The following is a 25,441-nucleotide window of genomic DNA, read 5'->3' on the forward strand; positions in this document are numbered from 1 at the left end:
AGGTGGAGGTGGAGGTGGATTCGGTGGCGCAACAAGACGCCCTAGTTTTGCCCAGCCGAATGCATCGGGGGGAGAACCTCAGGTCACACCGGCCCTAAAACCAATGCGGCAACGAGTTGACGGTCTTTCTATCGAGAAGGAAGCTGGCAAAAAGTTGGCTCCTGGGCAACGGGCCATGTTCGACTCGCAACTTGGCGAGCAACAACTCGGCTGGGGAGCCAATCAGATGCGATGGGACGACATGTCGACGTTCCAGCAGCGCAGTTGGTATTACGATTCTCAGGGGAATGCCAATCTCGGCCTTCAAGTTCTCGATGCCCGTGGGCGTTACTCGAACCGAGCCATTCAGGTAACCGATCGGGGTAAGGCAAACCAAGAGTTCTTATTCGCTCTGGTCGACGAAGCCGCGAAAAATGGCGACCTCTTGCTGCCCGGATTACCACCACAAGAAACGGCGTTCTGGTCACCTAACCTAGTCACCGACGACCAAGGTTTGGCCAGTGTTGATATTACACTGCCACCCAATTCGACCACATGGAAACTGCTTTCCAAAGGTATCACTGTTGAAACATTGGCCGGTGAGGCGGAAGCTGAACTGACGGTTACCAAGCCTTTGTTCGCTGACTTAACCTTACCGATGGCGTTTCAAAGTGGAGACACAATCCAAATTCCAGTCCGAGTCTTCAAGACAAACGGCGAGCCTGGCAAGGTCGAACTGACACTTGAAATCAGCATCGGTGACAAGACAGTCACCCAAAAGAAAACAATCGACTTCAAGCAAGAAACCGAGCGTGATCTACTCATACCTTTGAAGATTGATCCCGCCTCGGTAAAAAATGCCGATCCAGCCGTGGCCGAACTTCGCTTAGAAGTTCGCGCTGGCGACATGGCCGATGTGCAGCGACAGTCGGTGCCGATCCGCCACCGCAGCTATCGCGTTGTCCGTTCGGCCGCAGGCCAGGCTTCCAGTGACATGACAGCGGTGGCCAAGTATCCAGAAGGAATGCCTTGGGAGAACCCCACGCTGAGTATTGTGATCGGCCCTAATGTGCGTTCCGACCTCATGAGCGTACTGGATCCTCCGGTCGTGCCGCTCTATCGATGTGGCACCATCTCGGCGACACCGATCGACACGCTGACGAGCGATATCCTCGCCGGCATCGCCTTAGAAAGTCTACTGAAACAAAGCCCAGGCCAAGGCGGCCCCTCACTGGATACGGTGAAATCAAAGGTCGACTCCGCGATCGCTTCCTTAATCGTCATGCAAAACGACAATGGTGGATTCAGTTGGAGTGGTTCACTAACAGCAACCAATCGCTACTCGACAGCCCGCGCTCTTTGGGCGCTCGCTGCCGCTCGCAAGGCGGGACATCGCATCGATATCGATCTAATCCAAAAGTCGGTCCATGCGGTTAAGAATGAGATCCCCAAACTTCCGGTTGGCGACTATGACAGCAAGGCGACCTTGCTGCATGCCTTGACGATTGCAAATAGCGGCGATTTCTCGTTAGCCAATCAATTGCATCGCAATCGACAATCACTCACCGCTTCTGGCTGCGCTTATCTGGCGCTAACGTTTGCAGAGATGAACCGCAGCGATACGGCCCGAGAATTGACAGACCTAGTTAAGAACAAGATCGGCCAGCAGGGAATCTCGGGCTGGAATAGTTCGAATGTCGAGTCCCAAGCCCTGTACGCGTTGTGCCTTTTGGCAACTCAGCCTAAATCACCTGAGATGACGAAAGTAGCCAAGCAAGTTCTCCAGGCTCGCAGTGGTCATCGTTGGCAACCGGACAAGGCTACCGGACCTGCCATGATCGCAACCTGCGGCTGGACCGCCGGTCAAGCGTTAGCGGCCGACGACTACCAATTGGCCATCTTGATCAATGACCGCCAGGTAGAGACTCTAAAGATTGACGCGAATAGCCTGACTCAAACCATTGATATTCCGGCCGATTTCCTGAAGCGAGAGAAACAGGAGACCGTTCGATTTCAATTGACTGGACGAGGTGAGTTCACCTATCGCTGCGAACTGTCGGCGGATGTTCCTCTCGACAAGCTTGAGACGAATACCTCGCGATGGTATGTACGGCGCTACTACGACCCAGCTCCGCTGCGATTCGACGGAGAGGAGATTCCCCGCGGATTTGGTGTCGTCAATGGTAGTTACCAATCGTTCCGGAATGAACTCACCGAGTTACCCTCCGGCGAACGAGGTCAGGTACGCGTCAACATCTATCGCAGTAACGTCCGCAATGACGAAGAAGAACAGCAGATGGAATACCTGGTCGTCACCGAACCTATTCCCGCAGGGACGACGGTCGATCCAAGTTCGATCAGCGGAAGCTTCGAACGTTACGAGCTTCACCCAGGCTACATCTTATTTTACTTAGGACCGAGCCGCAGTTCGCGTTATCTCAAATACGAGTTGGTCGGCATTCAGCCGGGCAGCTACTACACCGGCCCCACGTTGGCTCAAGATGTTTACCGCCCCGAAAGTCTTGCAGTGGGTAAGTCTAAGTCGCTTATAGTTCTCGCCAGTGGCGAAGAAAGTGGTGATAAATACCAACTTACACCGCAGGAACTCTACGAACTTGGACGCCGCAAGTTCGACAAAGGCGACCTCGCCGGTGCCGAGGTTCACTTAACGGAATTGTTCAGCAACTGGTCGCTCGACAACAATCCATTCCGTGAAACGACCAAGATGCTATTTGACATTCATCTTCAAGCCAATCACTCGGCAGAAGCGGTCAAGTTCTTCGAATTGCTGATCGAGAAGTTCCCGGACGAACAAATCCCCTTCGCCAAGTTATTGAAAGTTGGGGACGCTTATAACGAACTAGGCGAATACGAACGTAGTTACCTGGTCTTCCGAGCAACAGTTGAAGCCAACTTCATGGTGGAAAGCCAAGTCGCTGGGTTCTTGGTCGATCAAGGCGAAGTCATTCGCAGTATCAAAGTCATGGAAGACCTTCTGAAGGACTCTCCCCAGGAAGCCTACACAGCGATTGCTGAGTACGCGCTGGCAACCGATGTGTACGGAAATGCGGCGCAAGCCGCCGCGTCTCGAGAAGGAAAGAACTTGAAATTAACGAAGGTTCACTTCCTGAAAAAATCGCTCCAAATGCTCGAGCAGTTCCTGACAACTCATCCCGACGATCCTTCCGCAGATGAGGCCGCATTTGCATTAGCATCAGGGATGACCGAACTCGAACAGTACGAGCAGACGATCAAACTTTGTAAGAAATATACGGATCGTTACCCCAAAAGCGATCACTTAAGCAGCTATTGGTATTTGACGGCATTTTGCCACTTCGCACTGAGCGAGCCGAAACAGGCTCTGGAGATGTCGGATAAAGTCGCGAAGAGTGTGCCGACTTCGCAGCGAACCTCGAACACTGTTGCCGCTCAGAATCGTTGGCGAGCCATCTATATTATGGGGCAGATTCACCACTCCTTGAATCAAGCCGCCAAGGCAATTGCCAACTATTCGGAAGTGAAAGATCGTTTTGTGGATGCGGCCCAGGCCATTAACTATTTCACTCGACAAGCGATCTCCTTAGAGGAAGTCACCAGTTTCCTGCCTAAAGAAAAGGTGCAACTGGCTCTGGACTATCGCAATGTAAAAGACTGCGAAATTAAGGTCTATCGTATCGATCTTATGAAGTTCGGTTTGTTACAACGAAACCTCCAAAAGATCACCACAATAAACCTCGCCGGTATCCAACCGTTACACGAAACGACCATCGAACTGGGCGACGGCAAGGACTATCAGGACAAGCAAAAGAACGTTCCCCTGCCTCTGGAGGACGAAGGAGCGTACCTGATTGTTGCTCGAGCTGATAACCTTCACGCCAGCGGATTGGTGCTCATCAGTCCATTGAAACTCGACGTTAACGAAGATCTGGTATCGGGACGCGTTCGGGTCACCGTGAAGAACAAGATGAAAGACACCTACGTCGATGATGTACATGTCAAAGTTATCGGCACGAGCAACTCCGATTTCGTTTCCGGCGATACGGATCTCCGTGGGATCTTCGTAGGCGATGGCATACGAGGACGTAGTACAGTTATCGCCCAAGCTGAAAAAGGAGAGTATGCGTTCTTCCGTGGAACTACTGACTTGGCTCTTACACCAGAGGAACTTAATCGGCGTAGTACGAGGCAATCAGAAACTCAGCAACAGCAAGGTCAGCAAGCACCGATGAACCAAACGGATGCCAAGCAGGAACTGCTTGAGGGCATTCAATCCGGCAACAGCGTAATTCAGCAGGAGCAACGCCGAAACCTGGATCGATTCTATCGCAACGACGTCAAAGGCGGCATCAAGAACTTCAAGTTCTAATCATCGCACTTTGTGGCACTGCTTCACCTAGTCGCGAAGCGGTGCCGCCATGGCTGTGGCGATCGGTACGAATATGATCAGCGGAATGAATGCCGCTAGGGACGTCGGGCGAATCCACGAAGTCGCTCCCATCGCCTTGCAGACCAACGTGACTGCGTAAAAGCACATCACCAGCAATAGGCAATAGCCGATTGCAATAAAGATGTTGCGATTCTCTTTTCGCAGGATGATTGGCAATCCCAGAAACAGCAGCGTGATATCGAGAAATGGCTGCACAATTCGGCTATGGATCTCGGTACGAACGTCGGCCCCCACATCGAGACTCCGATTGCTAAGCGTGGCAATCAAATCGTACGTAGAAGCGTAGTCTCGCCACTGGCTACTGGCTGTAAGTTGCTCGAAGGTAAGCTCAGTTGCCAGAAAGCACTGATTGGGCTCGAGCCAGTCGTGATCGACCGGCATGAGGACAAGCGGAGTCCCCTCGAAGTCGACCGAAGAAACCCCTTCGGTCGATGCCGGCTTGGTCAGGTTTTCGATAAGAAACCCACTGGGATGATCTGCTGTCGCGACTTGATAAAAAGCATTCTCGCCGTTGATCTGGTTTCCGATACCTTCGTAGTTTTGATCGAGCCGGAAAGTGGGCGACTCAATTCGTGAATCACTGGCAACTGTCGCAGCACCGTTTAGAAGGACGCCGGTCCGGTTATCGAACTTAGGCTGGAAGGTCTTTTTTGATTCACCGAGCCAGTCCTGGGCATTTCGCGTCAGGCGATCCATGTATTGGGGAATAAGAAGTTCGCGATTCAGAACACCCAAAATGGCAATCACGATCACTGCAATAATCACGGGGCGTACGATACGAGCCTGGGAAATACCTGCCGCCATCAAGGCCGTCATTTCATTATGACGCTGTAACCAAGTTACCGTAAACATCGCCGAAATTAGTGTCAGGATCCCGCTGGTCATTCCAAAGAAGGTAAACACACGCGGACTGTAGTATTCCCACAGAACACCAAACGTGCTTCCAGTTTGGTCGCCGTACTTGAGAAACTCGTCTAAGTTGTTGAATGAATCGATGACGATGAACAGTCCCGTGAAACTGATAAAGAAAATCAGAAACGACTTGAGAAACTGAGTCAGTAGGTAACGGTCGATCAGCAACATAGGTAGGGCCTTCCGGCCGGTTTGCTAGCAAGGGCGTTGTATAGATGGAGGCGATTTATACCGATTATGGGTCATTCCCCAAAGACGAAATGTCTCGATTCGTTTGACGGCAAGCCTCACAGAACAGATAAAATCAGCTGCTAGTAAGTAGTGCCTGTCCCGTTTTCGGCGTTCCGAGATCAAATTCCATGCCTCAGAATTCCATCTCTAGCGCGGTTTGCGACATCGGACGAACTTTGGCAGGGCTCTTCCTACCTGGCTGTTGCTGCCTATGCTCCGATGAAGTCGTCGAGTACCGAAACCCTAAAGTTCTCTGCCCGTCTTGCGAGCGGGAACGCACGGGGGCCAAGAAATGCTTCCGCTGCTCGGCCGTGCTATCACATGCGAACTCGCTTCCTTCGGATGATTGCCCGGCATGCCATCACCTAAAACTACCATTCGCTGAAGTCTCTTCAATAGGCAACTACGAAGGATTACTGGGCGACGCGGTGCTTTCAGCTAAAAGCAGCCGAGGTAGGGCAGCAGCATGGGATTTGGGACAACTACTGGCCAGTGAACTAGAAAATCGTACTGAGATCGAACCGTGGATCGTCCCTGTCCCCATGCATTGGATGCGTCGGATCCGACGCGGTACCGATACGGCTTCAATCTTGGCTAAATCCATTGCTCACAAAACAAGTTGGCCATACCGCAGACTCGTCTACTGCCAGCGTCGCTTGGCCAAGCAAAGCGAGTTGCCAATATCCGCTAGAAAGAAAAATGTACGCAATGCGTTTGCCGTAAAAGGGACAGTCTTGCCGGATCGTCCGATTGTGCTGGTAGACGACATTATGACGACCGGTGCAACGCTGGTTGAGCTTGCTCGCATTCTTCATAAGGTCGGAGCTTCGGATATCCGCGTCGCAATCGTTGCGCGTTCCATTCCCCAGTACCTTAACGTTTAAGCGGACAATGGGGACAAAATTCATGAAAATGCAACCGGATTGACTGTTTCCTTCGCGTAGAAAGGATCGAAGCAAGAAGGAGAGCATCCACACGACTAGCTATGTCGTACTGGAGAAAATAGCAGGAATTGCCCTATCAAGGATGAGCTTCCACCCAGACCTGAATGACGTCTTGCGCGAGAACAAGACGACAAGGTACCCCCCATGGCCAGTGAATTGACGAAGACCGATCCGAAAAAAGTGGGCGGGTTTTATATGTTTCGCCGCGCAGTCCTGCGAGGCTTGGCCATTGCCGCTCCTCCGCTGCTAACGATCGTCATCTTCATTTGGATCTTTACGACGATCCAAAGCTACATACTCGCCCCGATTGAAACGACGGCCCGTTCTACCATTGCCTGGGTCATTCAAGATGTTCATCGCGAACTTCCCAATGTCGCTCCCGAAGAGACCCGGGCCGAGTACGACTCGGAAATCTATCGCAAGACCGCCAACGGCCAGTGGGTCCCGGAAAAGATCTACAACTTCGTTTACGAACATCTTCACGACCAACCGATGCCTGCATCGGGCTACGGTGTGTACGAGCAGTACGTTCAATATCGCTGGCTGAAGCGTGAGCTTACGATTCCTTCCCTTTTCGCTATCTGTTTGCTAGCTCTCTATTTTACCGGGAAATTCCTGGCTGGGGGCTTAGGGCGGATGATCTGGAACGCCTCTGAACGGCATGTCATGCAGAGACTGCCAATCATTCGAAACGTCTACGGCTCTGTAAAACAAGTCACCGACTTCTTGTTAAACGAACAAGAAATTCAGTTCACCCGAGTGGTCGCGGTTGAGTATCCACGTAAGGGGATGTGGTCTCTTGGCTTTGTAACCAGTGAGAGCTTGCTCGATATTAAAGATAAGGCTGGCGAGCCTGTCATTACGATTCTTATACCGACCTCGCCGATGCCTGCTACTGGTTTTACCATTAACGCCAAAAAGAGTGAAACGATCGAACTGAATATCACCCTGGATCAAGCATTTCAGTTCATTGTTAGTTGCGGCGTTGTCGTCCCTCCGCAACAACAAACTCAAGCGTCTCCGGTCGCGGGCCAGATTCAAGCTCGCTTGAAAGAAAAAGAAAAGCAGGACTCCGTGGACGAACCACAGCAGGGCAATGGATAATTGTTCGTTTTTGATACACCGAACGATCCGTTTTGGCGAATATTCGCTTTTACGGACACCCCAACTCCCCTAACGCTCATTTGTTTTGTATGCTAATGAGTCGTTCAGTTCTTTAGCCAGCCTAATCACTTAAGCGTGATAGGCCCTGTCGGTCTGGATAGCAAAAAGTCTCAGATCGTCAATAAAGACGTCAGCCTCAACCCAATTTTTCATCTGGGTCAGGCGACCCCCATCTCATCCCGCCTTCGATTCATGGAACGAAACAGCACGTATGAATGGTGAGCCTCTCCGCATCGGTACGCGCAGCAGTCCCTTAGCTTTATGGCAAGCCCATTGGGTTGCCGAAGAACTTAAGCGAAGCGGTCAGTCCGTTGAAGTCGTTCATGTCTCGACCAAAGGCGATGTCACTTCGGGGCCACTTGGCGAAATTGGCGGCCAAGGCCTGTTCACCAAAGAGATCCAAGCGGCTCTTCTGGAAAATCGGGTCGATGTGGCTGTTCATAGCCTGAAGGATCTTCCCACCGATCCAACTCCTCGCCTTGCATTGGCGGCGATTCCCTCGCGCGAAGCTTGCGGTGACGTGCTCGTCTCCAGAGGTGGATTTCATGTAGATTCACTTCCTCAAGGGGCGATTATAGGCACAGGCAGCGTTCGTCGGCGTGCCCAGCTTCTGCATGCCCGACCCGACCTGGAAATTCGCGATATTCGAGGCAATGTCGAGACGCGTCTTCGAAAAATGGACGAAGGCGAGTACGACGCCATCGTCTTGGCCGAAGCTGGCCTCCGCCGCTTGGAAATGGCCGATCGAATCGTTCACGTGATCGACAAACGCGTCATGTTGCCTGCCGTTGGGCAAGGAGCATTGGGAATTGAAGTCCGCGATTCTGATCAACGAGCCAAAACAGCCGTCGGCGTTCTACATCACCCAGATAGCTATCAGTGTGTCCAAGCCGAACGAGTACTGCTAGCAGAACTACGTGGTGGATGCCTTGCCCCGGTTGGTGCCTGGGCAAGACTCGAAATTGGACGCGATCTTCTGCATCTTGATGGAGTGGTGATCAGCGGAGATGGCGTTCAGAAGATTTCTGCTTACGCCTGCGGACCGCCAACCAAAGCCGCTGAAATCGGACGTCAGGTTGCTTCGCAGCTTATCATTCAAGGCGCTCAGCGTATCATCAGCTATGCGAGAACCTCGGGCGGACGCGGTTAAGTTTTTGCCGCCTTCCGCAATCTTTGCCGACCAAGCCCGGCAGCTTTTTCCGGTTGCCGGGCCTTCGGAATTTCTTTCCGCCATGCTGGCGGGTATTGCTATCAGGCAAGTATCTCTCGCTCATTACCTAACTTAGAACAACCGCAGAACTTTTTTCCCATGGCGGTGGATCTTTGGCACGCACATTGCCTTTGAAAAGAGCGTGTCCGGGGGGGCATGTTTCAGACTAAAGATTCACCATGGTTTATGGCCTGTATATTTCGGCAGAAGGGGCTCAAGCTCAATCACGGCGTTTAGAAGTGATTGCGAATAACTTGGCCAACGTCGACACACCAGGGTTCAAAAACGAATTTGCGATCCTCGAAGCTCGCGATTCGGAAGCCATCAACCAACATCTCGATTCGCCTGGTAACGGCACCATCAACAATATTGGCGGCGGGGTGATGGTTCGTGATACACAAACCAACTTCAAGCCTGGCCCCATTACTCCGACTGGCAACCGCGACGACATTGCTATCCGCGGAGAAGGATATTTCCAGATTCAACATGGCGATCAGGTCATGCTGACTCGCGGTGGCAACTTTGTATTTTCCCCTGATGGACGTCTTACGACGCAAGAAGGGTATCCGGTGTTGTCCAGCGACGGTGACCCTGTCCAAGTCGATCCAGAAGCGAAGGCCGTTCATAGCGGTGAATACTTCAACGAACGCGGCGAAGCGGTGATTGGCGGCGAAGCCATTCCTTTGGCCATTGCTATGCCAGAATCGAATGCCGACCTCGTGAAGTTCGGAAAAAACTTTTTTCGTTCGCTCGGTCCTGTCGAGCAACTTCCAGAAGAGCAACGCAGTGCTGCTCCTGGCATGCTCGAACGATCTTCCGCCAATCCCATTACGGAAATGATGGCCATGATCGAAACAACCCGAGCCTACGAATCCAATATCAACATGATCAAATCGCAAGATGAAGCCCTAGGCAATTTGCTTGGCCGCGTCCTGCGACAAACCTAATATCCCCCTCGTATCACACACGCGAATTTGAAGGCGAACAAGGAAGTAAGCCATGAGTGTTCAAACTCTATACACCGCAGCCACTGGCATGCAGTCGATGCAAACAAAGCTCGACGTCATCGCCAATAACCTGGCCAACGTGAACACGACCGGGTTTAAGAAAGATCGAGCCAACTTCGAGGACCTGTTCTACAATCATGAAGTTCTCCCTGGTAATCCAGACTCGACCGGCAACCTGACACCAACCGGTACTGACGTCGGCCTCGGCGTCCGCGTTTCCAGCGTCCAAACCGATTTCGACCAGGGCTCGTTCACCAGCACCGACCGACCACTCGATATGCTGGTCGAAGGAGAAGGGTTCTTTCAAGTTCTCGATCCGAGCGGTGAGATCTACTACACCCGGGCAGGAAATTTTTCTGTCAACGCCAATGGTCAAGTGGTTACCGGGTCGGCAGGCATCGGTCGCCCTATCGAGCCGGCGATCGTTATTCCCCAAGACGCCACAGCAGTCGAAGTCAGTCCCGACGGTATCGTTTCAGTCCAGCAGCCTGGGTCAACTACTTTGAACGAAATTGGCCAAATTCAGTTGGCAACGTTCATCAACCCGGAAGGCCTTCTGAAACTGGGTGAAAACCTTTACGCCGAAACGGGCGCTTCAAGTGCCCCCATTACCGGCAATCCCCAAACCAATGGATTGGGTCAAGTTCGTAAAGGGATGCTGGAAGCCTCGAATGTCGAACCAGTTCAAGAGTTGATCGACCTGATCACGACCCAGCGATCCTTTGAGTTGAACTCGCAGACGATTCAAGCCGGCGATCAGATCTTGCAACTCATCTCGAACCTACGTCGATAGGATCCGCACTTAGAATCATGACGATTGCGACTTTAATTCGTTCCCTTCTCAGCATCATGGTGGCCTTAGTCATTTCCACAGCGGCAATGGCTCAGTCCAGTCAGGTCGTGCTGAAAAGCTCCTCCATGATCGGTGGGCCGTTGGTCCGCTTAGGCGATGTGGCTGATATCGAAGTTCAAGATAGTAATCTTCGTGAAGAACTGACTGACATGGAGTTGATGCCAGCTCCAGGCAAGGATCATTCAACTTACTTGACCATCAACGACATTCGCTCCATCTTGGCCGCTCGTGGAATTTCAAGTGATAAAGTCGCTGTCACAGGCTCGAACCGAGTTCGCATGGAAGCCGCTTCCATCGAAGAAACGATTGAGAATGCCGCCGTCACTGCCAAGAGAACTCCACGTCGAACTTTCGGTGGCCAGGTTGTTGGCGATCGCCCCCTAGAGATCATGACCGTTGCTCATGTCGTGAGAAACGTCCGCCGGGGTGAAGTCATTCAGGCAAGCGACGTTGAACTTCGCGAACTGACCGTCATTCGCCGTGACGACTCCTACCCTTCCGCACTACATAACGTGGTTGGAAAAGAAGCGACTCGGACTATCTCCGCTGATCTGCCGGTTTCCGCCAAAGACATTCGCGAGCCGATCATTGTTCATCGTAACGATGTAGTCACGGTCTACGCACATGCGGGCAATGTGGTAGTACGACGAGAGATGCTGGCCCTTAACGATGCTGGTGTGCGGGAACTGGTCGAAGTCCAACCCATCGAACCAAAACACTACGGCCGTGCTCGCCAAGTGGAGCGATTTCAAGCACAAGTCACTGGTCCCGGGGAAGCGATTGTCCTGGGCGGCCACGTGAAGGTGCCTACCTCGAAACCATTAATGGCGTTGCCGCAACCGGAGATCAACTGATGAAACTTCCTATCGCATGCTTAGTACTGCTGCAATTGGCCGTCATGAGTGACGTCCTGGTTGCTCAACAAGGTGGGCCCGTTTCGAGTCTCGGACGGCGCAACATGCCCGAAGGACAAATCGCCCAAGGCATGCCCTACAACGGCACCACAAAAGACCTTAGCTGGATGCACCGCGAATTGCCTCCGCCTCGCGAAGTGCAAATCCACGACTTGATCCATATCCGCGTCGACGAACGAGCACAGGCCTTCTCCGACGGCGAAATCGATCGCAAGAAGACCGGCCAATACGCGGCCATTCTTACCGATTGGATTCGCCTGGATGGCATTAACTCGATCAAGCCTGCGGTTCAAGCAGAAGGCGATCCAAGAATCACCGGCACGCTCAACCAGCGTCTCAAGTCGGAAGCAGAGATGGAAACGTCCGAGGGCCTGAAGTTCACCATCGCCGCTGAAGTTCAAGAGATTTTGCCGAACGGCACACTCAAGCTGGAAGCCCGTAAGACGATCACCGTCAATGACGAGATCTGGGTCTATCACCTGCGGGGAGTCTGCCGCACTGAAGACATCAACCCGAACAATACGGTGTTAAGCGAACACTTGGCCGACCTGACGATCACGAAGGAAGATCACGGCTCGGTCCGTGATGCTTATCGCCGCGGTTGGCTTCTAACACTTTGGGATAAAGTTCACTGGTTCTAAGAGACGCCTTATTATCCAGTTCATAACGTCATCAGAAATATTCAAATGATTCCAAAACTCGCATCCCTGACAATCTTCGCTTTACTGGTACTTGCCGGAGCCTCGGTTGAAGCCCAGGTTTCTCGTACACAGTACAGCTCGATTGACTCGCAGCGATTCCAAATCAATCGCCCGCTATCTGACTTTGTTCGGGTAAAGGGTCAAGAAGGCAACTACTTGCAAGGAGTCGGCTTGGTGGTTGGCTTGAAGGGAACCGGAGATTCGGATCTGACTCCCACACACCGTGCATTATCGTTGATGCTCAAGCACATGGGCAACAACTCTGGTAGCGGCCCGGGTGGCGAATTCTTGCCGGAGGAATTGAAGAACATCAAAAATATGGCCTTGGTTCTCGTCCGTGCGGATGTTCCTGCCGAGGGTGCCGAGGAAGGGGACTTCATCGACTGCGAAGTTAGCTCTCTGGGAGCTAAAAGCCTGGCAGGCGGCACACTGGCAATCTCAACTTTGCAAGGCCCTAACCCCCATGACAAAACCGTTTGGGCACTAGCAAGTGGCCCCGTCGAACTGGCCACGAAAGCCATTCCCACGCGTGGCTACGTTATGAAAGGCTGTCGTATCGAACAGGCGATTCGCAACCCGTTCGTTACCCAGGACGGAAAGATCTACTTGGTAATCAATGAAGGACACAAAGACTGGCGGATGGCTCAGGAAATTGTCTTCGGAGTGAATAACCTGGAGCAAAACATTAGCCGAGGAACAAGCGGTCAGATCGCCAAGGCGTTGGACCAGAAGACGATCGTGATCTCGATTCCTCCTCAATATAAGGAAGAACCAGTTTTCTTTCTTTCCATTCTGATGGAAACCCCAATCGTTGATAGCCTGCTGAACAACAAGGTCGTCATCAATAAACATCAAAAGCTGATCGTGATTGGCAGTGATGTCGAGATCGGCCCTGTCGTGATCAATCATAACGGCATCAAGGTCGAAACGGCCAATCCGGAAGCCTCGAAGTTTGTCACCATCGACACACAGAAGCAGTACGCGACACGCCTGAAAGACCTGGAAGACGCCCTGACGACACTAAAAGTTCCAGCGACCGACATCATCGATATTGTCGAAGCTTTGCATCATCAAGGCAAAGTGTACGGCGAGCTGATTTACGTCAACTAATCACTAATAAAGTCGATCCCATGAACGTCAATACGCTAACTTCAGCATCCGGCGCAGCGGCCCCCCAAGGCGAACTGCGCGAGAAGTTCGACCAGTTCGTTGGCGAATCGATGTTCGGACAGATGCTTAAGAGCATGCGAGAGTCTCTCGGCAAACCGGCCTACCTTCATGGTGGTCGCGCCGAGGAAGTCTTTCAGTCACAGTTAGATCAGTTAATGGTCGAGAAGATTTCCGACGCGAGTGCCGAGCAAATTTCCCAGCCGATGTTCGAGCTTTTCACCGCTAACATGGGCAATCGACACGAGGCTTCCGAGCTTTCCTCGTATGTAAGCGAAGACGAAGCTGAGCAGGCCATCAAGCAACTTGGTGCTCTGCAGCAGCAAAATAAAAACCAAGACAATGAAACGAGTTCGGCTGCCTTGTCGCAGCTGGATATCTCTATTTAATTCAGAACATTCCCCACTCTCAAGCAAGTGGTTTTGATCGACATGACTTTGCAAATGCCTTCCACTGCAGAACATTCATCACCGCCTCTTAATCTCGAAAACGAGACGGCGACCTTTCTGCTGGAACTTTCAGACGTCCAGGCCGACTTGCTGAACGTCCTACATCGTAAACGTGAGCAAATGGTTGCCAATGACTTGGAAGCCATGGAGCAAACCATGGTTAGTGAACAGGCACTGCTTGAGAGGCTTGATCAACTTCGCGATTCGCGCCAGATGCTCTTGGCCGATGCCCAAGGCAAGGGCTTACCAGCCGATAGCATGCACTCGCTAGCGAAAGCACTCGACGAAGATCAATCTGGCGAACTTGCGGCAAAAGCACACACCGCGAAAGATGCGATGCGTCATATACAGAACGAAACGTTGACTAATTTCGTGCTAGCCCAACAAACCGTGCTACATCTCTCGCAATTGCTACAAATCATTGCGACCGGAGGGAAACTTAAACCGACATATGAAGCGGAGAATGCCTCGAATCAGGGTGGAACCTTGGTGGACCAGGACGCTTAGGACGTGCTAGCGCAGCTCGCCTAACGAGGTAAAACAACTATGTCTCTATTCAGCTCTCTACAACAAGCGAATAATTCCCTGCAAGCAGCCCAGGTTGGGCTGCAAGTGACAGGGAATAATATCGCCAATGTCAACACGCCGGACTACCTTCGCCAGCGTGTGATCTACACGCCTGCGCCAACCCAGGCCGTCGGCAACCTGCGGCTTGGGCTGGGAGTTCAGGTCGAGGCGATCGTTCAACAGGTCGACCACTTCCTCGAAGAACGCCTGCGTGGTTCACGCAGCGATCTCGCCAAAGGAGAAGCCGAGGAAAACACGTTCACGCAACTCGATGCACTTATCGGCGAGTTGAGTGACACAGACCTCAGCACATCGCTCAACAACTTCTTTGGTTCGATCAACGATATCCTTAATCAGCCGGAGGATTTAGGCGTTCGCAACTTGACCATTCTTCGTGGTGAAACGCTAGCGGACGATATCTCTCGGCTTTATGAACGTGTCCGCCAGGTTCAACTCGACACGAATGATCGGATCCGTGATGCGGCCGGAACAATCAATGGCCTACTGACAGACATCGCTGATCTCAATGGAAAAATTACGGTCATGGAAGGGGGCGTCACTCAAAGTGATGCAGTCGGCCTCCGCGATCAACGACAACGAAAGCTAACTGAACTCTCCGAGTTGATTGGCATTCGAGCCGTGGAGCAGGAAAACGGTTCCGTCTCAGTTTTCGCTGGGGGTGAATACCTGGTGACCGACGGGATCGCTCGACAAGTCTACGCCGATGAAGAATCACAGGATGGAACCAACTTCGTAAACATTAAAATTGTCGACTTTGAGTCTCCTATTCAAACCGATACCGGCAGATTGGCGGGCCTGGTAAATTCGCGCGACCACATTCTCGGAGACTTTCTCAATCAGCTTGACGACTTCGCCAAGTCGTTCGCCTTTGAGTTCAACAAGGTCTTCAGTAGTGGCCAAGGCCTTACAGGTTACGAGTCGATTGAAGCAGAACACTTTGTCAACGCCGATCAATGGGACGATGCCCTCGACCAAGTCGGGCTCCCATTCACTCCGGAAAATGGCTCGTTCCAAGTCAAGCTTCTCAATCGACAGACAGGCATCTCCGAAACCCACGACATCTTCGTACAACTCAACGGTACGAACGACGATACCTCGCTGGAAGATTTAAGAGCGGCATTCGACGAAATAGATGGCCTGTCCGCTTCGATCAGCCTAGAAGGCCAACTTCAGATTGAAGCGGATCAACCCAACATTGAATTTGCTTTCGCAGATGATACCAGCGGGGCGTTAGCAGCATTGGGGTTGGGCACGTTCTTCACAGGGTCTTCGGCCACTGATCTGGGCGTGAATGAAATGGTAAGTGGTGATCCGTCCAAATTCGCGGCCAGCAAATCAGGCATCGGCAAAGACACCGACAATGCGTTGGATCTTGCGTCGTTTTCCGATCGCGCACTGGACTCGTTTAGCGGTACGTCCGTCGCATCGTTTTACAAAGGCTTAGTTGGAGGAGTAGCCCAAACTTCCGCAGTCACGAGGGGAGTCACCGAGGGTTTTCGCGTATTCAAGGATACGCTCGAAGGACAAAAGCTCGGCGTTAGTGGCGTCAACCTCGACGAGGAAGCTGTCCGCATGATTACCTTTCAACGTCAGTTTCAGGCATCCTCGCGAATCATCGCCACACTAGACGAACTATTAGAGATTATGGTCAACCTGTAAGGAAGGCCTCAGCCTGCGAGTCCTTGATACTGAGTAAAATCTCAGCCTCGCGGCCACGGAAACATATCCATGACACGCATTATTCCGGTACCTACAGGTCGAACGAGCGACTATCTTCTGTCGCAGCGTCTCACCAACCAAATGTCGGCCGATCAGCTCGACTTACTGCGACTTCAAACGCAGTTGAGCACCGGACGTCGTGTACTTTCCTTGAGCGATGACGCGCCAGCCGCGATACGTGGTGTCACACTGCAGTCGCTGTTGGAACAGAAGACGCAGATCCAAACGAACCTGATTACCAGCCAATCCTATCTTTCCGCCACGGACGTAGCACTAGCAAACGTCCAGACCACACTGAACGACGTAAAGGGATTGGCCGTTCAATTAAGCGATTCAACATTTTCAGATACAGAGCTCGCTGCAGCCGGAGAACAAGTCGAGCGTGCCATCCAACAACTAATGGACTTGGCCAACCAGCAGTTCCGCGGACGATATCTATTTTCCGGATCGAATACGACAACCAAGCCGTTTCAGACGCTTGATAATGGCCTGATTCAGTATCTGGGCAATACGACTGGACTGCAAAGCTTTGCCGACATCGACTTGCTCTTCGATACGACGGTAAACGGTCACGAAGCGTTTGGCGCTATCAGTCAACAGGTCAAAGGAATTGGCGACCTGAATCCGATTGTCACCGGCTCGACTAAGCTTTCTGATCTACGGGAAGGAAAGGGGATCCAACAAGGGAGCTTCCAAATTTCGGATGGGCTCTCGCCACCGGTTACCATCGATATCACCAAGGCGAACACACTCAATGACGTCGTTCGCCTGATAGAGTCGAATCCGCCTGCGGGTCGTAGTGTGACCGCCCGGATCAGTGATACAGGGCTTGTTGTCGATATCGATGATGCCGGAGGTGGCAACCTTACAATCCGCGAACTCGGTGGCAGTCGAGTCGCGGCGCAGTTGGGCATTCTCAAGACCGAAGGCAATCTGACCAACCCAATCGTCGGGGCATACCTGAACCCACGTGTCACGTTGACAACTAAAGTCGAAAACCTGCTGGGCACCAAATCAAACGCGATCATTGAATACCCTGGTGATAACAACGACATCCTCATTAAGGCCAATGCCAACGGCGAATCACTCAACGGAACCAAGATTCAGCTGATCGACGACGACTTATTGAAAGCAGGTACCGGTATTACCCGCGGCAATGAAATCGTAACCAAGGGTTCCGACTTGTTACGTCCCCAGGCTACCTTGAACCTAAACGGAGCCGACAACGACTTGCTGCTCACCGCCAATTCAACTGACGGCAGTCTGGACGGCGCGAGAATCGTAATCGATGCGACCAACGATATCGGAGATTCAGCCGTAATCGGCCCGACAACGCTTGTCGACGGTGTGCCTACGATTACGGTCCAGGTCGACGACAGTGACGAGACAAGCTTACAGACATTGATGAACGCCTTTGCTACCGACGGACGCTTTGCAGTCGGCAAGGCCAATACCGGCGAAGGCTTAAATCTTGCGAGTGTCGTGACCGCAGCCAACGATGGACAAGCTGCAACAGCCACCGTAACCACGCAGGCGATAAAGGCTAGAGCATCGCTTCCGCTTGTGGGGGGCGGCAACGACTTGACGCTCATTGCGAACCAAGCCGGTGATCTATTCAACGACGTTGAAATCGTGATCGATGCGTCCAACGATCTTGGTGATGCTGCAACGGCGAGCTACTCGGACAACGGAACGACGCGTCGATTGACGATTCAAATCGATGACGACAACGAAACGACCGTTCAATCGATTATCAACGCGATTGCTGCCGATGGAACCTTTTCCGTTACCAAGGACAATGGTAAAGGGGAGGCGTTCAACCTGACCGCTTCGGTGAATGTTGCCAGCGCCGGCACCATCGGCAATACAGGAAACACCGGTGGTGACATCGACACCTATTTTGTTCAGGTCTCTTCGGGAACGACGACTGCGAATGATCTTATACGGGCACTCAACAACAACACCGACTTCTCAGAAGAATTTACCGCTAGCATTGATCCGAAAGATACGACTGCTGAGTTCCTTACCGCAAGTGGCACAATAAGCACGACGGTAATCGGGCAAACTTCAGGTGGATCGGGAACAACCTTTGACAGCGAGTCTGGCATCCAAATTCAGAATGGATCAGTCATCACAACGCTTGATTTCATCGACGTAAAAACGGTTGAGGATCTGCTGAATGTTTTCAATGGAGGTGGTGCCGGCTTAGTCGCCGAGATCAATTCCAGCGGAAATGGAATCAATGTCCGCTCAAGCGTGAGTGGTGGAGATTTCTCCATTGGAGAAAATGGGGGACAAACAGCGACGCAGCTAGGCCTGCGAAGCTTTACGACAGAAACACGTCTTTCCGATCTCAACTACGGGCGCGGGGTAACCGGTACCGACGGCACCGACTTGACGATCACTCGCAACGACGGCGTAGAACTTCAGATCGAGCTCTCGTCCGCGAAAACCGTTGGGGACGTACTGAACTTGATCAACAATCATCCAAACAACTTGGATGAACCCAACACGGTGACGGCACGCCTTTCCGAGTTTGGTAACGGAATCGAATTGATCGATGACAATCCGCCTGGGTTTGGTCGTCTCACCGTCTCACAGGGCGTGCTGAGTCACGCAGGCGTTGACTTGGGGCTGATTCCTGCCGGCCAGACAGAAGCCACCGTCTCCGATTCGCCCGACGCTTCGCCAGCCACGGCAATCGTTCAATTCGCAGAACCAGACAACATCAACAATGCCTTCAAACTGACGGCCAATGACCCCGGCACCAGTTACAACAACATTCAGATCGAGTTCATCAACAATTCAGCCAACGGAAATGAAGCCCTCGTCTCCTTCGATCCCGCGACGCAAAAATTGACAATCGATGTCGATCCAACGCTGACTTCAACCAATACGGTGCTCGCTGCAATCAAAGCCGAGGGTACATTCGACGCAGAACTCTACGCGACCGAAGATGTTACCAACGCAGGTACCGGGCTCGTCACACAAACGGGTGTCCTTGCGACGACCAACGGTGGTTCTCCGGTGGCGGATTCGGCCGCAGCTTCCGCAGATATTTCATTCGCCTCGCCCAATCACCTCAATACCGCGTTTTCCCTAGTTGCCAAATCACCGGGAACGCGAATGAACGACGTCCAGGTTGTCTTCGAAGACTCGCTTTCTGGTGGTATTCCCAGCGCTGTCTTTAATTCAGCTACCAAGACGCTAACCGTTCAAATCGAAGCTGGCGTATCGACAGCCAACCAAGTGATAGCCGCGATCGACCAGCAAGGGGATTTCGATGCCCAGCTGAACTTCACAAACGATCTGACCAACTCAGGAAGCGGCATTATCAACGTGGCGGGGACTGTCGGAACTACCACAGGCGGAAGTCCGGAAGTGCTTCAAGGTCGCAATGTTAACCCACAGGAAACCCAGGGCATCTTCAATTCGCTCCTGCGATTGAAGGACGCCATCGCTTCCAAGAATGTCCAGGAAGTCTCGCGGATTGCCGGTCTGCTAGAAGATGATATTGATCGGCTTAGCTTTACCCGAGGCGAACTGGGTGCCCGAGATCAGCATGTGGATGTGCTGAAAGCTCGTGGAGAAGACGAGATCCTGGAATTGAAAACCAATCTTTCATTAGAAATTGACGTTGATATCGTCCAAGCCATTACAGATATGACCGCCAAACAGGCATCATTCCAGGCATCGCTGCAAATGACCGGCCAGCTCTACCAATTAACGTTGCTGGATTTTATCTAGTCTGACTTTGACGATTTTATGGATTCCTCCGACCATTCAGTCGATAGAGAGAATAGGGCGTTATCTTCGCGTCCATTACCATTTCGCCGTCACGATCGCGTAAGGACGCCAGGGGCTATGGAGTTTAAGACCACTCGCTTCGGCAAGCTCGACATCCGTCAAGATGAAATCATCACCTTCCCAAACGGCATGATCGGTTTCGACGATCATACGAAGTGGGCCATTCTGGCGGATGAATCCAACGAATCCGTTGGCTGGCTGCAGTCGCTCGAAGACCCAGGCCTCGCCTTCGCCGTCGTTAGTCCACGGCGATATATTCCGTCTTACAAAGTCAGAATTAGCCCGGAACAAGCCAGTTCTCTGCAAATCGATGCCGGCATGGAGACCTTTGTGCTTGTCATCGTAAGTCGCGAAGACAGCTTGGTTACCGTCAACCTCAGAGCTCCCCTCTTAGTAAATCTCTCGCTCCAGGTCGGGCGTCAGATGATTACCACTGACGAACAGCCGCTTCGGCATGTCATTGCGACTGAAACAATCCCTTTGCGTCGCAGTGCTTGAACAACCGGACTTGCCGTCAGAACAGTATCCACGGATTGAAAAGTGAATCCGTATCTCTAGGTGTCCGATACTCAACACGTCGAGTCATAGCAATGCACTGCTATCATTGCTGGCGAACGACTGCATCCAAGCAGTTGTTCGGGGCTGGACGGAATCTAAAAACACCAAGCCCAATAACCTGATTGAAATAAAAGTAGGAAGGAGCCAGAGATGCTGGTACTCTCGAGGCACCGTGATGAAAGCATCATGATCGGTGACAATATTGTCATCACGATTGTCGATATTCGTGGTGATAAAGTTCGCCTTGGCATCGCTGCCCCTCAAGACATTCCTGTGCATCGCCAGGAAGTCTACGAGGCCATCAAACGCGAGAACATGCAGGCCTCTGGCATGCAGCCGGAAGACACGGCCATGATGAAGAAGGGCCGCAAATAGTTGCGGTCACGATACGGAGGTCGTCTATCCGTCTGTCAGGCGACCTCCCAATCACTTACACCTAGCATGAGTCTGCGCAGCAAATCCCTCCTTGCGCTGAATCAATCTTCGGCAATCCGCAAGGCGTTGCGGATCATGATTCCTCTCCCTGCGGACTTTCGGCGAAATATTTCTCGTCGTAGTGTGTCTCCCGCTCACTAGCAATCAGCAAGTGCCAGTTCTTAGCTACCCGTACTCAAACCACGGGAAAACAGGGCATCTTAGCTTTTCTGACAAGTCCTTAGGCGCTCGTCTCTCACTCTATAACAAGCATCCTCACAGTTTGGTTGTAGCGTTTGGTTAGATGGTTCTGAATGGGCAAGGGAAACAACTTCGGTCAAGTCATATGTCAACGAAAAAGAATGTCTTTATCTCAAGCTAGTGTCAAAGTGTGACGATCTTCCCATTTAGACGTTTCGGAATCCTCACGGAAGCTGCGCCGACCACGTAGCTAGCTAGGATTATGAAGCGTTCAACGGGGGCAGGCCAAAGTTGGCTACGAAGTTCGTAGAACCGAAACGTGGCCAAACTCAAGATTGATAGTCGTTCGTTCCCAATATTTCGGGGCTGCGTTTTGCAGCCGCACCAGCTGAGTCACGACTCCCCGTCTCGGTTGGAACCAAACGTAGTCCTCTACTAGGAGGGGTGTCTCAATATGACCCGAATCAATACTAACGTCAGCTCACTCGTCGCTCAGAACACCTTGTCGCGGTCGAATAACGACCTGCAAACGGCCCTAGGTCGTTTGAGTACAGGCTTGCGAATCAACCGCGGTAAGGATGACCCAGCGGGCTTGATCGCCAGTGAAGGTCTTCGAAGCGATATCATCAGCGTGGAAAAGGCCATCACCAACAGTGAACGGGCCAACCAGCTGATTGCGACCGCCGACAGCGCCTTAGGCCAGGTGAGTCAGCTTCTCAACGACATTCGTGGCTTGACTTCCGAAGCCGCCAATACAGGTGCGTTGAGTGAAGAGCAGATCGCGGCTAACCAGTTGCAGATCGACTCGTCGCTAGAAGCCATCGACCGAATCGCTCAGATCACATCTTTCCAAGGCAAGCGTCTGTTGGACGGCAACTTGGACTTCATCACCAACGGCGTGGAAACCCAGTCGATCGAAGGCCTTCGAGTCGATCAGGCCAACTTTGGTTCCTTCAGCGAAATTGGCGTCGAGGTCAACGTCGTCAAACAAGCTACCCGCGGTCAACTGAATTACAACTTCGGTGCCATCGCCGAAGATCTCGTGCTGCAAATCGGCGGCGGCAACGGTACCGAGGCGTTCAATTTCGCCAAGGGCTCGACCATCGAAGAAGTCGCTTCGGCCGTCAATCTGGTTTCAGACGCAACGGGCGTGGAAGCCATTGTCGAAACGGCAGCCACCAATGGTACCTTGGTCGCATCCAGCTATGGCGAAAACAACGACGTCCTGCTGACCGCCAACGACGCTGGTTTCGACGCCGGCGACGTCCGCGTCAAGTACGTCAAGGGCACGTCTTCCTCGACAACGGCCAACTACACCGGCCCGCTCGGCGATGATCCGGCAACCATTGAAGTTGCCCTCGGCGTCCGTGACTTCGAAGCCGCATCCGTTACCGTCGACACAGCTGGTACGGACAACGACTTCACCATCACGGCCGATCAGTTGGGTGCCGACTTCAATGACATTAGCGTCATCTTTGCCGACGGAACCAATGTCGGTCAAGAAACGGCCGTTTTTGATGCCGACGCCAAAACGCTGACGATCACCAAGAATGCTGCTTCTACCGGTGCCGACATCGTTAATGCTGTCAATAATGCGCATACCCTTGCGGATACGCCGGCCACGATTATCGGTACGACTACCGGTGGCAACTCGTTGTTCAGCTTTACGTCGGATACGACCGGACTGGCAAACGATGGTGTTACCATTAACTTTGTCGGTGGCGAAACGGCTGGTTCTGAAACTGTCGCGTACGACAATAGCGATCCTGACAATGTCATTATCACTGTTGGTATTCAAGATGGCGTCTCGACCGCGAACCAGGTGATTGCCGCATTAAATGGCGACGTTACGGTTGGTGGCTTGTTCACTGCCGCTGCCAACGTTGTAGGCAGTGACGGTTCTGGTACCATCGCGGTTGCCGACGGTGGTGCAGTTACTGCAAACTCGAACAATGCGGCTACCGCTGCCTTGTTCACTGCCGCTTTAGTGGAGGTCGCCGGTACTGGCGCAGGTGCCGTGGCCTTTACCGGAACGTACGGTGCTACCACCGAAGGCGGCGTTGATGGTGGCGATGTTATCGCTACAGCGAACGATGTCATCTCGGCAATCAATGGCGCGACCGATAACGACAAGGTCACCGCTTCGCTGCAAGCCGGTAACAACGGTTATGGTGTCGTCTCTGAGTTCACCGATGTCGCATACAGCGGTGTTGCTGAGCAAAACAATGCGTTGCAGTTCCTAGCCCCTGAGTCGAATCCGAACGTGCGATTCGTCTCCAATGCCGGAACCGGCCTAAGCATCGACACGACCACCGATCCTCGTGTCGAAGGCTATTCGACTTCTGTCATTCAGAATGACGACGCGAATGGAAGCTTCGAAATAAAGGCCAAGCTTAAGGGTACCGAATTCGACGGTTACTCGATCAGCTTCGTCGATAACGCTTCGGTTACGGGTGGTGGCAATGAGTATGCTGTTCTCGACAAAGAGAACAAGACCATCACTATCAACATCGAAGATGGTGTTACTACGACGGAAGACGTGTTGACAGCCATCAACGACGACGCCTACGTCAGCCAGTTCTTCGAAGCCTCGAACTTCGGTTCGAGCGATGGCTCCGATGCCCTTACGATCGCCGACCTTGACATTCCTACGGAAACCTCGGGCGGAGTTTCTTCGGAAGGAACGCTGATCATCAATCTGGCTACGGACGAAAATGGGACAATCACGACCACTGCAAATGATCTGATTGCCTTCTTCGATGATCCTAGCGAGTTCATTGACGATCCGACCGAATCGGCCAACACGGCTGCTTACCTGTCCGATCGTGGCATCAGCATTACCAATTCTGGTGAAAGCAATGGCTCTGGTGTGCTGGCCGTTACCACGGAAGACATTTCGTTCTCGACCAGTGGTACCGATCTCGAAGATGCCCAGGCATCTGGCACGACTACGGCTGTCAATGGTGAAGACGCCCAGTTGACGCTATCAGCAATCAACGGTGGTGCTGAGTACGACGACGTCACCATTCAGTTTGTCGCCGACGGAGCTGTGACCGCTGGTACCGACGAACGTGCTGAATACGATGCTGGCTCGAAGACGCTGACCTTCTTCATCGAAGAAGGCGTGACGACAGCCGCCGACCTTGAAGACATCTTCGATTCCGGCGATGGCAACTACGACGCCGACATCGCTGCACTGTTTAGTGCTACCGCTGGCGGTACGGGTGCCGGGACTGTCACCGTTGACGACACCGCAACGCTTACAGGCGGCGTGGTTGATAACGGCTCGGTCCAAGGTGCTGCCCTGCAAGGCAACTCCGACTTGGAGAACACCGGCCTGACGTTCCAAGCGACTCGCTATGGCTCGGACAGCTTCGTGAGCGTGAAAGCTCTAAGCGGAACTTTCAGCCTGACGAACGACACCGGTGCTTCTGCCGACCGATCGGAAGGTACGGACGTCGATGTTCGCATCAACGGTATCCAGGCAGTCGGTGACGGTCTCAAGGCTTCGATCAACACTTCGTCGCTCGACCTAAGCTTCTCGCTGAATGCTTCGGTCAGTGATAACTCGAATCTGAACTTCCAGATCTCGGGTGGTGGTGCCTTGTTCCAACTGGGTCCGGACGTGGTTAGCAACCAGCAAGCCCGTCTTGGCATTCAGAGCGTTAGCACGGCAACACTCGGTGGTGTCAGTGGTCGACTGTTCGAGTTGCGTTCCGGCGGTGCCAAGAGCCTTACCGCTGACGTTGGTGGTGCTGCCAAGATCGTTGACGAAACGATCACGGTTGTCACCCAGCTTCGAGGTCGCTTAGGTGCGTTCCAGAAAACGACTCTGGAATCGAACATCTATACCTTGAATGACACGCTGGCCAATCTGACCGAAGCAGAAAGCTCGATTCGTGACGCGGACTTCGCCGCTGAATCGGCGAAGCTGACTCGGTCGCAGATTCTGGTCCAGTCGGGTACTTCAGTGTTGGGTATCGCTAACCAGAACCCACAGAACGTTCTGAGTCTGCTTCGTTAAGAAGCAATTCAGTTCTAAGAGAAATAAAACGCCCGACCTTTTGGTCGGGCGTTTTTCGTAGACAGGCGACTCGATCAAATTTACCTAATCGGAAAATCCCTCCAGCTTATGGTCATCGTTGGTCGATAATAGAGACAATCGCGGGCTCGATC

Annotated in this window: 17 protein-coding genes; 16 read left to right on the forward strand and 1 reads right to left on the reverse strand. The window is 52.6% G+C overall.

Going from position 1 to position 25,441, the window contains the following annotated elements; genetic code table 11:
* Window positions 1-103 precede the first annotated feature (103 nt).
* A complete protein-coding gene (locus tag HOV93_RS20785) occupies window positions 104-4,345 on the forward strand; it encodes an alpha-2-macroglobulin family protein (RefSeq protein ID WP_207398472.1) in 4,242 nt (1,413 codons plus the stop codon).
* A gap of 27 nt (window positions 4,346-4,372) precedes the next feature.
* Here the strand turns inward: HOV93_RS20785 and HOV93_RS20790 are convergent, their stop codons facing one another.
* Window positions 4,373-5,509, reverse strand: coding sequence for an LptF/LptG family permease (locus HOV93_RS20790; RefSeq protein WP_207398473.1), 1,137 nt, complete (start codon window positions 5,507-5,509; stop codon window positions 4,373-4,375).
* Between the two features lie 188 nt (window positions 5,510-5,697).
* On the opposite strand from HOV93_RS20790, the gene HOV93_RS20795 reads away from it, so the two are divergent.
* The 15 genes from HOV93_RS20795 (at window position 5,698) to HOV93_RS20865 (ending at window position 25,289) form a co-directional block, all read left to right on the forward strand.
* On the forward strand, window positions 5,698-6,453 hold the full coding sequence (locus HOV93_RS20795; RefSeq protein ID WP_207398474.1) for a ComF family protein: 756 nt from the start codon (window positions 5,698-5,700) through the stop codon (window positions 6,451-6,453).
* 204 nt (window positions 6,454-6,657) lie between these two features.
* Complete coding sequence (locus tag HOV93_RS20800) at window positions 6,658-7,617, forward strand: DUF502 domain-containing protein (protein ID WP_207398475.1); 960 nt, start codon at window positions 6,658-6,660, stop codon at window positions 7,615-7,617.
* A gap of 271 nt (window positions 7,618-7,888) precedes the next feature.
* Window positions 7,889-8,827 (forward strand): hydroxymethylbilane synthase, encoded by a 939-nt coding sequence (hemC, locus tag HOV93_RS20805; protein WP_207398476.1) that lies wholly within the window; start codon window positions 7,889-7,891, stop codon window positions 8,825-8,827.
* Window positions 8,828-9,066: 239 nt separating this feature from the next.
* Window positions 9,067-9,834 (forward strand): flagellar hook-basal body protein, encoded by a 768-nt coding sequence (locus tag HOV93_RS20810; protein ID WP_207398477.1) that lies wholly within the window; start codon window positions 9,067-9,069, stop codon window positions 9,832-9,834.
* Window positions 9,835-9,886: 52 nt separating this feature from the next.
* Window positions 9,887-10,687, forward strand: coding sequence for a flagellar basal-body rod protein FlgG (flgG, locus tag HOV93_RS20815; protein ID WP_207398478.1), 801 nt, complete (start codon window positions 9,887-9,889; stop codon window positions 10,685-10,687).
* A gap of 17 nt (window positions 10,688-10,704) precedes the next feature.
* Complete coding sequence (flgA, locus tag HOV93_RS20820; RefSeq protein ID WP_207398479.1) at window positions 10,705-11,601, forward strand: flagellar basal body P-ring formation chaperone FlgA; 897 nt, start codon at window positions 10,705-10,707, stop codon at window positions 11,599-11,601.
* Window positions 11,601-12,302 (forward strand): flagellar basal body L-ring protein FlgH, encoded by a 702-nt coding sequence (locus HOV93_RS20825; protein WP_207398480.1) that lies wholly within the window; start codon window positions 11,601-11,603, stop codon window positions 12,300-12,302. Before flgA ends, HOV93_RS20825 begins: the two co-directional genes overlap by 1 nt.
* A gap of 45 nt (window positions 12,303-12,347) precedes the next feature.
* On the forward strand, window positions 12,348-13,472 hold the full coding sequence (locus HOV93_RS20830; protein ID WP_207398481.1) for a flagellar basal body P-ring protein FlgI: 1,125 nt from the start codon (window positions 12,348-12,350) through the stop codon (window positions 13,470-13,472).
* A 20-nt stretch (window positions 13,473-13,492) separates the two neighbouring features.
* Window positions 13,493-13,918 (forward strand): rod-binding protein, encoded by a 426-nt coding sequence (locus tag HOV93_RS20835; RefSeq protein WP_207398482.1) that lies wholly within the window; start codon window positions 13,493-13,495, stop codon window positions 13,916-13,918.
* A 54-nt stretch (window positions 13,919-13,972) separates the two neighbouring features.
* Window positions 13,973-14,485 (forward strand): flagellar export chaperone FlgN, encoded by a 513-nt coding sequence (flgN, locus tag HOV93_RS20840; protein ID WP_207398483.1) that lies wholly within the window; start codon window positions 13,973-13,975, stop codon window positions 14,483-14,485.
* Between the two features lie 39 nt (window positions 14,486-14,524).
* Window positions 14,525-16,225, forward strand: a complete 1,701-nt coding sequence (flgK, locus tag HOV93_RS20845; RefSeq protein WP_207398484.1) for a flagellar hook-associated protein FlgK — start codon at window positions 14,525-14,527, stop codon at window positions 16,223-16,225.
* A gap of 69 nt (window positions 16,226-16,294) precedes the next feature.
* Entirely contained in the window at window positions 16,295-20,032 is a 3,738-nt protein-coding gene (gene flgL / locus HOV93_RS20850) for a flagellar hook-associated protein FlgL (RefSeq protein ID WP_207398485.1), read from the forward strand.
* A gap of 117 nt (window positions 20,033-20,149) precedes the next feature.
* Window positions 20,150-20,590 carry a flagellar assembly protein FliW gene (gene fliW, locus HOV93_RS20855; RefSeq protein ID WP_207398486.1) on the forward strand — a complete coding sequence of 147 codons (441 nt, stop codon included), beginning with the start codon at window positions 20,150-20,152 and terminating at the stop codon, window positions 20,588-20,590.
* Window positions 20,591-20,800: 210 nt separating this feature from the next.
* Window positions 20,801-21,025, forward strand: a complete 225-nt coding sequence (csrA, locus tag HOV93_RS20860; protein ID WP_105354695.1) for a carbon storage regulator CsrA — start codon at window positions 20,801-20,803, stop codon at window positions 21,023-21,025.
* Between the two features lie 694 nt (window positions 21,026-21,719).
* A complete protein-coding gene (locus tag HOV93_RS20865; protein ID WP_207398487.1) occupies window positions 21,720-25,289 on the forward strand; it encodes a flagellin N-terminal helical domain-containing protein in 3,570 nt (1,189 codons plus the stop codon).
* Window positions 25,290-25,441: the final 152 nt, after the last annotated feature.

The organism is Bremerella alba, from assembly GCF_013618625.1.
Lineage (GTDB): Bacteria > Planctomycetota > Planctomycetia > Pirellulales > Pirellulaceae > Bremerella > Bremerella alba.

What these genes read in the sequence shown, in the direction of transcription:
- HOV93_RS20825 (WP_207398480.1), top strand. Translation starts at nt 11,601, where the DNA reads ATGAAACTTCCTATCGCATGCTTAGTACTGCTGCAATTGGCCGTCATG.
- HOV93_RS20835 (WP_207398482.1), top strand. Translation starts at nt 13,493, where the DNA reads ATGAACGTCAATACGCTAACTTCAGCATCCGGCGCAGCGGCCCCCCAA.
- HOV93_RS20790 (WP_207398473.1), bottom strand. Translation starts at nt 5,509, where the DNA reads ATGTTGCTGATCGACCGTTACCTACTGACTCAGTTTCTCAAGTCGTTT.
- hemC (WP_207398476.1), top strand. Translation starts at nt 7,889, where the DNA reads ATGAATGGTGAGCCTCTCCGCATCGGTACGCGCAGCAGTCCCTTAGCT.
- fliW (WP_207398486.1), top strand. Translation starts at nt 20,150, where the DNA reads ATGGAGTTTAAGACCACTCGCTTCGGCAAGCTCGACATCCGTCAAGAT.
- HOV93_RS20795 (WP_207398474.1), top strand. Translation starts at nt 5,698, where the DNA reads ATGCCTCAGAATTCCATCTCTAGCGCGGTTTGCGACATCGGACGAACT.
- csrA (WP_105354695.1), top strand. Translation starts at nt 20,801, where the DNA reads ATGCTGGTACTCTCGAGGCACCGTGATGAAAGCATCATGATCGGTGAC.
- flgA (WP_207398479.1), top strand. Translation starts at nt 10,705, where the DNA reads ATGACGATTGCGACTTTAATTCGTTCCCTTCTCAGCATCATGGTGGCC.
- flgG (WP_207398478.1), top strand. Translation starts at nt 9,887, where the DNA reads ATGAGTGTTCAAACTCTATACACCGCAGCCACTGGCATGCAGTCGATG.
- HOV93_RS20865 (WP_207398487.1), top strand. Translation starts at nt 21,720, where the DNA reads ATGACCCGAATCAATACTAACGTCAGCTCACTCGTCGCTCAGAACACC.
- flgK (WP_207398484.1), top strand. Translation starts at nt 14,525, where the DNA reads ATGTCTCTATTCAGCTCTCTACAACAAGCGAATAATTCCCTGCAAGCA.
- HOV93_RS20785 (WP_207398472.1), top strand. Translation starts at nt 104, where the DNA reads ATGCGGCAACGAGTTGACGGTCTTTCTATCGAGAAGGAAGCTGGCAAA.
- HOV93_RS20810 (WP_207398477.1), top strand. Translation starts at nt 9,067, where the DNA reads ATGGTTTATGGCCTGTATATTTCGGCAGAAGGGGCTCAAGCTCAATCA.
- HOV93_RS20800 (WP_207398475.1), top strand. Translation starts at nt 6,658, where the DNA reads ATGGCCAGTGAATTGACGAAGACCGATCCGAAAAAAGTGGGCGGGTTT.
- flgN (WP_207398483.1), top strand. Translation starts at nt 13,973, where the DNA reads ATGCCTTCCACTGCAGAACATTCATCACCGCCTCTTAATCTCGAAAAC.
- flgL (WP_207398485.1), top strand. Translation starts at nt 16,295, where the DNA reads ATGACACGCATTATTCCGGTACCTACAGGTCGAACGAGCGACTATCTT.
- HOV93_RS20830 (WP_207398481.1), top strand. Translation starts at nt 12,348, where the DNA reads ATGATTCCAAAACTCGCATCCCTGACAATCTTCGCTTTACTGGTACTT.